The organism is uncultured Senegalimassilia sp., from assembly GCF_934630535.1.
Taxonomy (GTDB): Bacteria; Actinomycetota; Coriobacteriia; order Coriobacteriales; family Eggerthellaceae; genus Senegalimassilia.
Genome location: NZ_CAKTVU010000007.1, coordinates 26,259 through 38,481 on the forward strand (window position 1 = coordinate 26,259; position 12,223 = coordinate 38,481).

Sequence of the window (12,223 nt, forward strand, 5' to 3'; positions counted from 1 at the left end):
CTGTCGAAAGGAAGAACACGTGGCTCAAGCTTCGAAGAACCAAGCAACCGCTTCAAAGACCGCGAAATCCGCGAAGCAGGCCGCTGCCCCCGCGGTGGTCGACGAGGTGCTTGAGGACGAGGACGTGCTCGACGCCGACGACGTCGAGCCCGATATGAGCAGCACCGAGGCGGCATCCGACGAGAAGCCGGAGTCCAACATCAACGAGGACGGCGAGGAGCAGGACCTGCTCGAGGGCATCCCCGAGGAGGAGCTCAAGGCCGCTTCCGATGTGTCGCTGCCCAAGGTGCGCACGAAGAAGACCCGCAGCTCGGTGCGCAAGCGCAACGAGGCCGCCAACGTCACCATGCTCACCGGCGACCCGGTGCGTATGTATCTCAAGGAAATCGGCAAGGTCCCCCTGCTCACCGCCGCAGAGGAGATCGACCTGGCCATGAAGATTGAGGCCGGCGTTGCCGCCGCGGCCGAGCTTGATAAGGCTGAGGAGGAGGGCCGCGAACTCGAGCGTCGCGAGAAGCGCCGTCTTGGCCGCGTGGAGCAGGTGGGCATCGATGCCAAGCAGCAGCTCATCGAGGCGAACCTGCGTCTGGTCGTTTCCATCGCCAAGCGCTACGTGGGCCGCGGCATGCTGTTCTTGGACCTTATCCAGGAAGGCAATCTGGGCCTGATCCGCGCCGTCGAGAAGTTCGACTACACGAAGGGCTTCAAGTTCTCCACGTACGCCACGTGGTGGATCCGTCAGGCAATCACCCGTGCCATCGCCGATCAGGCGCGCACCATCCGCATCCCGGTGCACATGGTGGAAACCATCAACAAGCTCGTCCGTATCCAGCGCCAGCTTCTGCAGGAGCTCGGCCGCGAGCCAACGCCCGAGGAGATCGGCAAGGAGATGGGCCTGCCCGCCGAGCGCGTGCGTGAGATCCAGAAGATCAGCCAGGAGCCCGTTTCCCTGGAAACGCCCATCGGCGAGGAAGAGGATTCCCAGCTCGGCGACTTCATCGAGGACGACGCCGCCGTGGTGCCGCCCGATGCCGCCAGCTTCAGCATGCTCCAAGAGCAGCTGTCCAAGGTGCTCGACGGCCTTGCCGAGCGCGAGCGCAAGGTCATCAGCCTGCGCTTCGGCTTGGAGGACGGTCATCCTCGCACGCTCGAGGAGGTCGGCCGCGAGTTCGGCGTCACGCGCGAGCGCATCCGCCAGATCGAGAGCAAGACGCTTGCCAAGCTGCGTCATCCTTCCCGCTCCAGCAAGCTGAAGGATTACCTGGAAGATTAACGGTAACGCGGGTCGAAAGGCCCGCGTTTCTTTTCGGGCGGCCAACGCCCCTAGCTAGACCCATCGCCCATGAAAGGCACCCAGATGACTTCTCCCGCATACGATGAATACGAGTTCTTCGCCAGCTGCTTGGCCGGGTTCGAGCAATACCTTGCCGATGAGCTCAAGCGCCTGCGCGGTCGCCGCATCCGCCCGCTGCACGGCGGCGTGGCGTTCTTCGGCACGGCGGCCGTGGCCCAGCGCGTGTGCCTGTGGTCGCGTTTGGCCTCGCGCGTCACGCTGGTGGTCAAGCGCGTGAACGCCGGCGATGCCAGCCTGCTGTACGAGGGCATCCGCCGTATTCCCTGGCATGAGGTCATCGCTCCCGGTGCCAGCATCGCCGTTCGCGCTCATGGCATGAACGAGGAGCTTCGCAACACGCACTTCACCGAGCTGAAGGTCAAGGACGGCATCTGCGATGCGCTTAGGGAGCGCACGGGCTCGCGCCCCGATGTGGATAGCGCCAACGCCGACGCCAACATCGACGTGCGCATCCGCGACAGCCGTGCCACCGTCTCGCTGGACCTGTCCGGCGAATCGCTGTATGCGCGCCCGTACCTGGAGCCCGATGCGGGTCAGGACGCACCGCTGGAGTGCGCCCTGTCCGCGGGCGTTTTGGCCATGTGCGAATGGGACGGCATGCGCGACGGCGCCGCATTGGTGGACCCGGCGTGCGGCGACGGCTCGCTGGTGGTGGAGGCCGCCGCGGCGGCCTGCGATATGGCCCCGGGCCTGGCGCGCAGCCGCTGGGGCTTCATGGGCTGGGCCGCATTCGACGAGCAGGCTTGGAACCGTTTGCTCGACGAGGCCGACGAGCGCTTCGAGGAAGGCCTGGAGGCCGTCGGCGGCGCCGGTGCGGCGAATGCCTCGGCTTCCGATCGCCCCGACCTTGAGCGCGTGCGCATCGTGGGCGCAACCAATTCCAGCCCCGCCATCGCCCGTGCCCGCAACCGTGCCAAGCGCGCCGGCCTGCGCCAGGTGGTCAGCATCGAGCTAGGGGATGCGCATACCGTGGCCGAAATGGCCAAGCGCGCGTGCGACGTGGCCGAGCGGCTGCAGAGCAGGCGTGCCGCCGGCAACGGCCAGGACAAGCTGTGCCCGTGTCTGGTGGCATCTAACATGCCAGCGGGCGACCGCATCCAGTCCGAGGCCCGCGCCCAGGCGGAGGCCGCGGCGTTCGTGAAGGCCGCGGCGGCGGTTCCGGCGGGCAGCCTATATGCCGTCGCCGGTGGAGAAGGCGTGCAGGGCCGCTTCGGCGTCGACGCGGCCGACACGCTGCGCTTCGGCCGCGGACGCGTGGAAACCCAGGTGTTGCTGTTCATGCGACCCCCGGCCCAGCTTGGCCAGGCCGTGGTTCCCGATGCCCACGGCGGTGCGGAGCACAAGGTGGAGGTGTTCGAGGAATCCTCGCAGCAGTTCGCCGACCGTTTGCGCAAGGTTGCCAAGGAGCGCCGCAAGTGGGCTCGTCGCGAAGGCGTTACGTGCTATCGCGTCTACGATGCCGACTTGCCGGATTATTCCGCCGCCATCGACGTTTACACCGGTGCCGGCCAGGCCGCGGGCAACACGTACCTGCATGTCGCCGAATACGCTCCGCCGCGTTCCATCGACCCCGATAAGGCGCGCCGTCGCTTCGACGATATCCTCACGCTGGCGCCCGTGGTCCTGGGCGTTCGCCCCGACCACGTGTTCTCCAAGGTGCGCTGCCATGACAAGGGCGGCGGGCAGTATCGTGGTGCGGGAAAGCGCAACTACGTCACGCACGTCGACGAAGAGGGGTGCCTGCTCGAGGTGGACCTTGCCGGCTACTTGGACACGGGCCTGTTCCTCGACCATCGCGACACGCGCGCCATGGTGCGCAAGATGGCAGCGGGCAAGCGCTTCCTCAACCTGTTCGCTTATACGGGCTCGGCTACGGTGCAGGCTGCGGCGGGCGGGGCGGTGGAAACCGTCACGGTCGACCTTTCGCAGACCTACTTGGATTGGGCCGAGCGCAACATGGAGCAAAACGGGTTCACCGGGCGTGCGCACAGCTTCGAGCGCGGCGATGTGATGAACTGGATCACCGATTGCCGCCGCAGCCCGCGCCGCTTCGACCTGATCTTCGTGGACCCGCCCACGTTCAGCAACTCGAAGTCCATGGGCAAGCGCACCTGGGACGTGCAGCGCGACCACGTCGAGTTGCTGGTGGGCGTATCGCGCCTGCTCACCAAGGAGGGCACGGCGGTGTTCAGCTGCAACCTTCGCTCGTTCAAGCCCGACATGGAGCAGCTGGACAAGTACGGGGTTGCGCTCGAGGACATCACGGCGCAGACCATTCCGCACGATTTCGAGCGCAATCCGCGCATCCACAAGTGCTACCTGGTGAAGCGCGCGTAGGCCGAGCGCCGGTGGATTGGCGATAAATCGCTCGGATAGCGATACATAGGGAAGGGGCTTGAAAGCCGTATCGCTTTCAAGCCCCTTGTCGTTTCCTGCATCGTGTTTCGCACGGTGATTGCGCGCTGTGTTTTGGGCTTTGCGACCCGTTATGCTTTCCCGCCCGCTTTTAGGGGAGGCCGTGCGCCGCCCATCTTGCGCACGAAGAAGTTCACGACGAATCCGGTGAGGACCGCCGCTGCCACGGTGCCCTCGCGGACGCCTGTCACGTTCCCCATGGTGATAAGCGAGACCGCGCAGGCTATGATGACGCAGCTGATATCGAACCCGACCTTGGTGTGGCCGAAGTTCCATCCGGTTTTCGAGGTGATGGCGGCAACCAAGGCTTCTCCGCAGTTCATGGCAACGTTCGCCACTACCGTGCACGAGACGCCCGCAGCAAGCGTGAGAATGCCGAGGGCGAGCATGCCCAGGGATTCGGCGTAGTTCGCGGGCGCGAACCAGGAAAGCAGGCTGGCGAACCCATCGATGCTCAGGCTGAACAGCACGCTGATGGGGATTTGCAGCAACGCCAAGGGCTGGAATCGGCGGCGCAGGATGATTACCTGACCAAGCAGCAGCAGGATGTTCCAGAAGAACATGAATACGCCGTACGAGACGCTCGGGAAGGCCACGCTGAGCACGTATCCCGTTGATGATATGGGGGTGTTCCCCGTAGCCGATTTTGTGACGATGACGATGCCTGCGGCCATGACGACGATTCCGATGGCAAGCAGGCACCAGCGCGGCGCTAGGTGTTGCTTCATGCTTCTTCTTTCTGTTGGAGGGTGGGGGTTGGCATCGCGTCATAAAGTGTCTAGCCAAAACCCTATATTGATTGTAGGTATAGCGGGGTTTCGCTGCAAGCTGACTTTTTCAAAAAAGTTCAAATTGGGGGTTGCGCGGTAGGGCACCTTCCCGTATTATATATCGAGCGCGCTACGAAGTACGCAACACGGTCGCTTGGCTCAGCGGGAGAGCATCGCCTTCACACGGCGGGGGTCACAGGTTCAAATCCTGTAGCGACCACCACGAATGACAAGGCCGGAATCAAGTGGTTCCGGCCTTTTTCTTTCAAATGCGTCGAAGTCGGTTTGCGTCCGGCTTTCGTTTGCCGCTTCAAGTACGACGCGGTGCGTGTCGCAAACGCGATCGGCGCCTTCAATACGGGCCTGTAGCTCAACGGTGGAGCAGGGGACTCATAATCCTTTGGTTCTCGGTTCGAATCCGGGCGGGCCCACCAAAACATCTAAGGCCAACGGCTTGTCCCGTTGGCCTTTTCTTTTCATCTTTCTGGTTTGGAACGCGGTTCGATTCGGCTGCTAGCTGCCTAGAACCCAAGGTCCTCGGCGATCAAGGTCACCTTGATGCGCCCGGTTTCGCGGCTGTGGCGCGTTACCACCACGTTGCAGCACATGCATCCGGGCTCGTGGCAGTTACCGCAAACGCCCGTGCGTTCGCAGGGCGTATCCGTGTGCAGGCGCGCGGCATTCGGCGGGCACGCCATGGTATGGATGCGCTTGATGCCGGCGTCCACGTCCTCCACCACTTTGTTCATGCCTACCAGCACGAACACCTCGCGCGGCCCGTACAGCAGGCAGGCAAGGCGGTTGGAGTTGCCGTCGATGTTGACCAGCTCGCCTTTTCGCGTGATGGCGTTCGCGCTCATGAAGAAGCAGTCGCTGGCCAGTTGCTGCAGAATGATCTCATGCGTCTGTTCGGGCGTGGTCGCCTTCGAGCGGTCGAGCATCCGGTAATCGCCGGCTTCCAGCATTGCCTTCACGCCCGTTTCCCCAAACGTTTGCGTGCCGCCCCAGGCGATGGAGGCGCCGGCGGGCACCAGCTTGCGCACCAGCTCCACGGCTTCGGCGGAGGTTTCGCAAAAATAGCCTTCCATGTTGCGCCGCTCAAGCTGCTTGATGATGGTTTTCGCCGTTTGCGCGAATGCGGTCATGCGGGGGTTTTCCATGGTGCGCTCCTTCTCTCGTCTGGCGGATGGTTCCCATTGTGCCACGTTTCATCGCGCGGTTGCATGGCGGCTGGAAAACGGCCTCAGATGGTTCGCGCCCGCGCAGGGCATAAGCGCTATACTGGAACAACTACTGAATTCCCGCCTAACTATGAATGTGAGGGCATGATGGGCGATAGCTTCGAAGCCAGCAAAAAACGCAGCGATGAGATTCGCGCCGACCTTTCCGTTAACCCCGGCAAATACTGCATGCTCACGGGCGACCGCCCCACGGGCAGGCTGCATCTGGGCCATTACTTTGGCACCATCCGCGAGCGCGTGGCGCTGCAGAACCTTGGCGTCACCTCCCGCGTGATCATCGCCGACTACCAGGTCATCACCGACCGTGACACCACGGCAAATATCCAGGACAACGTCTACAACATGGTCATCGACTACCTGGCCTGCGGCATCGACCCGGAGAAGACCATCATCTTCACCCACTCGCAGGTGCCGGCGCTCAACCAGCTCATGCTGCCGTTCCTTTCCCTGTGCACCGAGGCCGAGCTTGAGCGCAACCCCACGGTGAAGTCCGAGCAGGAGGCCTCCGGCCACGCGCTCACCGGCCTGTTGCTCACCTATCCCGTGCATCAGGCGTGCGACATCCTGTTCTGCAAGGGCAACATCGTGCCCGTCGGCAAGGACCAGCTGCCGCACATCGAGCAAACCCGTCAGATCGCCCGCCGCTTCAACGAGCGCTACGGCCACGTGTTCCCCGAGCCCGAGGGCCTGCTCACCGACGCCGTGCTCATCCCCGGCCTTGACGGTCGCAAGATGTCGAAGAGCTACGGCAACGCCATCAGCCTGTCGGCAACGGCAGAGGAGACGGCGAAGCTCATCAAGAAGTCCCAGACCGACTCCGAGCGCTTCATCACCTTCGATCCTGACAACCGCCCCGGCGTGTCGGCCCTTATCACTACGGCGTCGCTGTGCACCGGCCGCGGCGAGCAGGAGATCGCCGAGGAGATCGGCAACGGCGGCTCGGGCCAGCTGAAGAAGTACGTCACCGAAAGCGTGAACGACTTCCTGGCTCCCATCCGCGAACGTCGTGTGGAGCTTGCAGGCGACATGGACTACGTGAAGGATGTCCTGCGCGAGGGCAATCGCCGCGCCAACGAGATCGCGAACCAAACCCTGGAAGAAGTACGCGAAGCCATGGGCATGGTGTACTAGGGAAACGAAAAGCCGCCTTCGGGCGGCTTTTTCAATGAAAGGCGCGTTATCGGCGCCTATGCGAATCGGGCCGGGCAATATGCCCGGCCCGATTGGTTCTGCGGCTTGATTTGTGCTGCTTGCGCGCTGGCGGCATAGCGTGCGCTACGATTCGCCATCCTCCACGTAGATGCCCTCCTGCCCGAGCACCGTGGCGAACGTGCGGAAGAACACCTTCGCATCCAGCAGGAAGCTGATGTGCTTGACGTAGTACACGTCCAGCGACAGGCGCTGCTTCCAGGGCAGGGAGTTGCGGCCGTACACGGCTGCGTAGCCGGTGATGCCCGGTTTCACCGACAGTTTCAGGCCTTCTTCGCCCTCGTAGAGCTCGGTCTCGCGACGTAGGTCGGGGCGGGGGCCAACCACCGACATATCGCCGAGCAGCACGTTGAAGAACTGCGGCATCTCATCCAAGCTGGTCTTGCGCATGAAGGCGCCGATCTTGGTCATACGGGGGTCGTCGGCGCCGTTGTAGGTGCTGCCGTCCTCCATGATCAGGTCGGGGGCGTTCACGCGCATGCTGCGCAGCTTGTACATCTTGAAATCAACGCCGTCCTTGCCCACGCGCGGCGCGTTGTAAAACACCGGGCCGCCGTCTTCCAGCTTGATCAGCGGTGCCAGCACCGCGATGATGAGCAGCACGAACGGCAGCGCGATCAGCCCGATGATTATGTCCCAGATTCGTTTTCCGAAGCGTACGTACATTAGCGCGCGTCCTCCGCCTTCGCCTGCGAGATGGCCTGGTGCAGCGAACGGCACACCTCGTCGATGTCGTCATCGGAGAGCTTGGTGTGCAACGGCAGCGTGATCTCGTTCTCGAATTGCGCCAGGGCATTGGGGAAGTCGGCGATGTCGAACCCGAGGTTGCGGTAGGCGGTGAGCAGCGGCAGCGGCTTGTAGTGCACGTTGGTTGCAACGCCGTCCTCGGCCATCAGCTCGATGACGCGGTCGCGCAGCTGCCGTCCGCAACCGTTCAGGCGCACGAGCATCAAGTGCCCGCTCGAAGACTCTTGGCCCGCATCGGCGCGTGCAGCGGCATCGTCGGCGCCGCAGGCATCCGACCCATCGGCTGCGCGGTAGTGCTGCACGATGGACGCGTCAAGGTCGGCAAGGTTTCGCGTGTAGCGCGCGACCATCTGGCGGCGGCGTGCGAGCATGCCCGGGTAACGGCGCAGCTGCGCCAGGCCCAAACCCGCCTGCAGGTCGGTCATGTTGCACTTCCAGCCGGGGAAGACCACGTCGTATTCCCAAGCGCCGGCCTTGGTCTTGGCAAGCGCGTCTTTCGACTGGCCGTGCAGCGACATGAGCATGAAATCGTGGTACAGCTCATCGGCGTCGAACAGCCCCTCACGCCAGGTGACGGCGCCGCCTTCTGCCGTGGTGAAGTTCTTCACCGCGTGGAAGCTGAACGTGGTAAGGTCGGCAACCTGGCCGGCGCGCTTGCCGTGGCGCACGCTGCCAAGGGCATGCGCCCCGTCGGTGACCACGGCGATGCGGCCGATGGCCTGCTGACGGGCGTTCGCGGGCGTGAAGGGGCCGCCGAAGGCGTCGATGGCGCCGAACAGCGCGTCGTAATCGCACATGACGCCGCCAAGATCGACGGGGATGATGGCCTTCGTGCGCGGGGTGATGAGCTTTTCCAGCTGCGCGTAATCCATTTCATAGCTGTCGGGCGCCACGTCGCACAGCACGGGCGTCGCACCCACGTGGCAGATGGGCGAGCAGCTGGCGGTATAGGTGTAGGCGCTCGTGATCATCTCGTCGCCCGGACCGATGCCCAGCGCGCGCAGAGCGCACTCGAGCGCCGCCGTGGCCGATGCCAGGCAGGCCACGCGCGGCGTGCCCAGGAAGGCGGCCAGCTCGCGCTCAAGCTGCTTGGTCTTCGGGCCCGTGGTGATCCATCCGCTTCTCAGCGCGTCGGCAACCTCGGCTATCTCGGCCTCGGTGATATCGGGCGGGGAAAACGGTATGCGGATCTGTTCGGACATGGTATCTCCTTAGCTATCCGGCTCAAGCGTCTGGTGCATGAACGCATGCTGACGCAAGGCGGTTTTCGTTCGATGATGACGCAAACCGCGGCGTTTACATCAGATTGCGCAGCAAATTCACGATGGCAAGGTAGGAGGTTCGCTGGTCGAACTCCCGCTCTGCCACGGCGCGTCCACGAGCCCCCATGATCTTGCGAAGCGATGGGTTGCGCGCCAGCTCCTCGAGCACGTCGGCGAGCGCCTCGGGGTTCTCGGCCTCCACGTTCAGCCCGAAGCCGTCGGTGGTCACCTTGTTGCGGAATTCCGGCGAAGAGCCGGTGTTGATCATGGGCTTGCCGGAGGCAAGGTAGTCGCCGATCTTCGTTACGATGCTCTGCACCGCGCTCTTCACCAGGGAGTTCACGGTGATGTCGCTTGCGCGAAGCCATGCCGCCATGCTGCCGTGGTCCTGGTAGCCCAGGAAGTCTACCGGGGCGTTCTCCTGCCGGGCAAGCTCTTCGAGGCGCTGCCGGTCGGGGCCGTCGCCTAAGATCTTCACCTTCACAGCAGGGAAGGGGCGGTGGCGTTTCGCGGTTCCCGCAGCGGTGGTGCGCGCGGTGTGGGCCGCACGGCGCTTTTCCAGCAACGCCGCCGCCTTTATAAGGGTGGCCAGATCGTAGCTGGCGCCGAGCGTGCCGGCATAAACGGCCCACAGCTCGCCCTCGGGCTTTTGAACGTCCGCCATGTGCTCGCGCGCGCCCTCGTCGAACGCCGCAAGGTCGTTGCCCACATACACCGTGGCACGGGGGTAGGGCGCCGTGCGGTCCTTCGCGGGCCGTGCGGCGTATTCCTCGGAGGTGCCCACGGCGCCGGAGAGCAGCTGATATACGCGCTTCGCATCGCGCGCGAACGGGTAGAACGCCACGTCGCTGAGCACGGGGATGTCCACGACCATGCGCATGGCCTCGGGCCACAGGTCGTTGATGTCGGCCACGTAGGGGATGCCGTGCTCGGTTGCGTATTCCGCGCACACGCGCGCCACGTCGTTAGGCGGGATCTCGGAGTAGATCAGGGAATAGCGGCCCGCGGTGCGCTCGAAGTGCTCGCGCAGGTTCTTCGCCGCCACGTGATGGCTGCGGATGCGCTGCAGGTCGAGGTTTCGCGTGTAGCCCGGCTCGTCGATGAACACCACGTTGTAGGGAAGGCCCTGATAGCAGGCCTTCGAGGTGTCGCGCGGGGCCTTTTCCCAGTGCTGGAACGACGAGGTGATCAGATCGACGTCGAAGCCCTGCTCGACGAGCATCTCGGACAGGAAGCGGAAGCGCGTGTAACCGCGCGTCTCGTCGCCGAGCTTGACGCCCATGGTGACCACGGCGATGCGGCGGCGCGGGCGCGCCTGGGCGCGCTGTGTGTAGGTTTGCGTATTCATGGCTGCAAGTATACCAAGCTTGGCGCCGCGAGCGCCCGGCGAACAGCGAACCCCCACGAGCCCCGTAGGATTCACGTCCGACGCCCGGGCGGCAAGCGAGCCCCTGCGAGCTTGCGCGGATGCGCCCTCCCGGTTGCGGCGCGCTTCGGGCCGTCGGCCCTCCCGTCCCCGCGCGCGGCGATAAGCGCCTCCCGCCAGGGCGGTCCTTGTGCGCGGCTTGAGCTTCGCCTATTATTAGAAGTTGCGCGTTCGCGCGCGAAAAAGGGCTCTTGGCGCCCATTGCGTTGTATCCAACCAAGTGATCGGGAAACGTATGATCCAATTGCAGCACGTGTGCAAGACGTATGGCGAAGGCGATAACGCCCATCATGCGCTGCGCAACGTGAACCTTACCATCAACGATGGCGACGTGTTCGGCATCATCGGCGCCTCGGGCGCCGGCAAGTCGACGCTCGTCCGCTGCCTGAACCTGCTCGAGCGCCCCACCGACGGCGCCATCCTCTACGACGGCCGCGACATCACGGGCCTGTCCGGCCGCGCGCTGCTCGAGCTGCGCAGCCAGGTGGGCATGATCTTCCAGAACTTCAGCCTGTTCCAGCAGCGCACCGTCATGCGCAACGTCACCTTCCCGCTTGAGCTGCGCGGGGAGAAGGGCGAGACGGCCCGCAAGCGCGCCATGGAGCTGCTCGAGCTGGTGGGCTTGGCAGACTTGGCCCAGCGCTATCCCAGCCAGCTCTCCGGCGGCCAGCAGCAGCGCGTGGCCATCGCACGCGCCCTGGCGAACAACCCCAAGGTCATGCTCTGCGACGAGGCCACCAGCGCTCTTGACACGCGCACCACCGCCTCCATCCTGCAGCTTCTGCAGGACATCAACCGCGAGCTGGGCGTCACCTTGGTGGTCATCACCCACTCGCTGCCCGTGGCCTGCAAGATCTGCAACCGCGTGGCCGTCATCGACCATGGCCGCATCGTGGAGGAAGGCGCCACCGCCGCCGTGTTCGGCAACCCGCAAAGCCCCGTCACGCGCGAGCTTTTGGCCAACGACGACATGCTCGCGGCGGTCGAGCACGATGCTCAGAAGGGCCAGGAGGGCTAAATGGATTACGTAAGCAACTTCATCTCGCAATACGGGGCGCTGTTCGCCCAGGGAACGGTGGACACGCTCGTCATGACGCTTGCCTCCACGCTGTTCGCCTACGTCATCGGCGTGCCGCTCGGCGTGCTTTTGGTCATCACGGCCAAAGACGGCCTGTGGCCGCAGCGCGCTCTTAACACGGTGCTCGGCTGGATCGTCAACGTCGGCCGCTCCATACCGTTCATCATCTTGCTCGTTGCCATCATCCCGTTCACGCGCGTGGTGGTGGGAACCTCGCTCGGCGTGCCCGGCGCCATCGTGCCGCTTACGGTGGCCGCCATCCCGTTCGTGGGCCGCATGGTCGAGCAGAGCCTGGCCGAGGTCGACGGCGGCCTGGTCGAGGCGGCGCAAAGCTTCGGCGCGAACACGTGGCAGATCGTGTGCAAGGTCATGCTGCGCGAAAGCCTGCCTAGCCTGGTGCGCGGCGCGTCGATCACCGTCATCACCTTGTTCGGCTACACCGCCATGGCCGGCGCGGTCGGCGCGGGCGGCATCGGCGACATCGCCATCCGCTACGGCTACCAGCGTTATCTGGGCGACGTCATGATCGTCTCCATCGTGCTGTGCGTCGTGCTCGTGCAGGTGTTCCAGTCCATCGGCGACCTGGTCGCCCGCGTGGTGGACAAGCGCGTTCGCAGGTCGTAGGGCGTTCGCATCGAGCGCGCGTCAGCGTAATAGGGTTTCAACCGCTTTCAGGCCGCCTTTCGGGGCGGCCTTTTGCGTGGCCTATGCCCGTTTTCGA

General features: G+C 64.3%; 10 protein-coding genes and 2 tRNA genes. 7 read left to right on the top strand and 5 right to left on the bottom strand.

Annotated features, from left to right (window positions below):
* Positions 1–19 precede the first annotated feature (19 nt).
* Positions 20–1,273, top strand: a complete 1,254-nt coding sequence (gene rpoD, locus Q0D52_RS05580) for an RNA polymerase sigma factor RpoD (RefSeq protein WP_294380763.1) — start codon at positions 20–22, stop codon at positions 1,271–1,273.
* Positions 1,274–1,357: 84 nt separating this feature from the next.
* Positions 1,358–3,691, top strand: coding sequence for a bifunctional 23S rRNA (guanine(2069)-N(7))-methyltransferase RlmK/23S rRNA (guanine(2445)-N(2))-methyltransferase RlmL (gene rlmKL, locus Q0D52_RS05585; RefSeq protein ID WP_294380764.1), 2,334 nt, complete (start codon positions 1,358–1,360; stop codon positions 3,689–3,691).
* A gap of 149 nt (positions 3,692–3,840) precedes the next feature.
* Here the strand turns inward: rlmKL and Q0D52_RS05590 are convergent, their stop codons facing one another.
* A complete protein-coding gene (locus Q0D52_RS05590; protein WP_294380767.1) occupies positions 3,841–4,497 on the bottom strand; it encodes a DUF6198 family protein in 657 nt (218 codons plus the stop codon).
* A gap of 190 nt (positions 4,498–4,687) precedes the next feature.
* Here Q0D52_RS05590 and Q0D52_RS05595 point away from each other — a divergent pair.
* Together Q0D52_RS05595 and Q0D52_RS05600 are read left to right on the top strand one after the other, a co-directional pair.
* A tRNA-Val gene (locus Q0D52_RS05595) sits at positions 4,688–4,762 on the top strand.
* A 136-nt stretch (positions 4,763–4,898) separates the two neighbouring features.
* A tRNA-Ile gene (locus Q0D52_RS05600) sits at positions 4,899–4,973 on the top strand.
* A gap of 87 nt (positions 4,974–5,060) precedes the next feature.
* Here the strand turns inward: Q0D52_RS05600 and Q0D52_RS05605 are convergent.
* On the bottom strand, positions 5,061–5,699 hold the full coding sequence (locus Q0D52_RS05605) for a lactate utilization protein (RefSeq protein ID WP_294380769.1): 639 nt from the start codon (positions 5,697–5,699) through the stop codon (positions 5,061–5,063).
* Positions 5,700–5,864: 165 nt separating this feature from the next.
* Here Q0D52_RS05605 and trpS point away from each other — a divergent pair, with 165 nt between their 5' ends.
* A complete protein-coding gene (trpS, locus tag Q0D52_RS05610) occupies positions 5,865–6,911 on the top strand; it encodes a tryptophan--tRNA ligase (protein WP_294380771.1) in 1,047 nt (348 codons plus the stop codon).
* A gap of 144 nt (positions 6,912–7,055) precedes the next feature.
* On the opposite strand, the gene Q0D52_RS05615 is transcribed toward trpS, so the two are convergent.
* The 3 genes from Q0D52_RS05615 to Q0D52_RS05625 all read right to left on the bottom strand — a co-directional run bounded on the left by Q0D52_RS05615 (position 7,056) and on the right by Q0D52_RS05625 (position 10,346).
* On the bottom strand, positions 7,056–7,655 hold the full coding sequence (locus tag Q0D52_RS05615; protein ID WP_294380772.1) for a sugar transferase: 600 nt from the start codon (positions 7,653–7,655) through the stop codon (positions 7,056–7,058).
* Complete coding sequence (locus tag Q0D52_RS05620; RefSeq protein WP_294380774.1) at positions 7,655–8,938, bottom strand: DegT/DnrJ/EryC1/StrS aminotransferase family protein; 1,284 nt, start codon at positions 8,936–8,938, stop codon at positions 7,655–7,657. The genes Q0D52_RS05615 and Q0D52_RS05620 overlap by 1 nt, the downstream gene beginning before the upstream one ends.
* Before the next feature lie 94 nt (positions 8,939–9,032).
* Complete coding sequence (locus Q0D52_RS05625; protein ID WP_294380776.1) at positions 9,033–10,346, bottom strand: glycosyltransferase family 4 protein; 1,314 nt, start codon at positions 10,344–10,346, stop codon at positions 9,033–9,035.
* A gap of 313 nt (positions 10,347–10,659) precedes the next feature.
* Between Q0D52_RS05625 and Q0D52_RS05630 the strand changes: the two genes are divergently transcribed.
* Both Q0D52_RS05630 and Q0D52_RS05635 read left to right on the top strand, forming a co-directional pair.
* The gene (locus Q0D52_RS05630) at positions 10,660–11,442 is read left to right on the top strand and encodes an ATP-binding cassette domain-containing protein (RefSeq protein WP_294380778.1); all 783 of its coding nucleotides are present in this window, start codon (positions 10,660–10,662) and stop codon (positions 11,440–11,442) included.
* Positions 11,443–12,126 (top strand): methionine ABC transporter permease, encoded by a 684-nt coding sequence (locus Q0D52_RS05635; protein WP_294380780.1) that lies wholly within the window; start codon positions 11,443–11,445, stop codon positions 12,124–12,126. It abuts the gene before it with no gap.
* Positions 12,127–12,223 lie beyond the last annotated feature (97 nt).

Excerpts from the sequence above, each read along its gene's own strand:
- rlmKL (WP_294380764.1), top strand. The coding sequence starts at position 1,358 with ATGACTTCTCCCGCATACGATGAATACGAGTTCTTCGCCAGCTGCTTG.
- trpS (WP_294380771.1), top strand. The coding sequence starts at position 5,865 with ATGATGGGCGATAGCTTCGAAGCCAGCAAAAAACGCAGCGATGAGATT.
- Q0D52_RS05590 (WP_294380767.1), bottom strand. The coding sequence starts at position 4,497 with ATGAAGCAACACCTAGCGCCGCGCTGGTGCCTGCTTGCCATCGGAATC.
- Q0D52_RS05620 (WP_294380774.1), bottom strand. The coding sequence starts at position 8,938 with ATGTCCGAACAGATCCGCATACCGTTTTCCCCGCCCGATATCACCGAG.
- Q0D52_RS05625 (WP_294380776.1), bottom strand. The coding sequence starts at position 10,346 with ATGAATACGCAAACCTACACACAGCGCGCCCAGGCGCGCCCGCGCCGC.
- Q0D52_RS05615 (WP_294380772.1), bottom strand. The coding sequence starts at position 7,655 with ATGTACGTACGCTTCGGAAAACGAATCTGGGACATAATCATCGGGCTG.
- Q0D52_RS05605 (WP_294380769.1), bottom strand. The coding sequence starts at position 5,699 with ATGGAAAACCCCCGCATGACCGCATTCGCGCAAACGGCGAAAACCATC.
- Q0D52_RS05635 (WP_294380780.1), top strand. The coding sequence starts at position 11,443 with ATGGATTACGTAAGCAACTTCATCTCGCAATACGGGGCGCTGTTCGCC.
- Q0D52_RS05630 (WP_294380778.1), top strand. The coding sequence starts at position 10,660 with ATGATCCAATTGCAGCACGTGTGCAAGACGTATGGCGAAGGCGATAAC.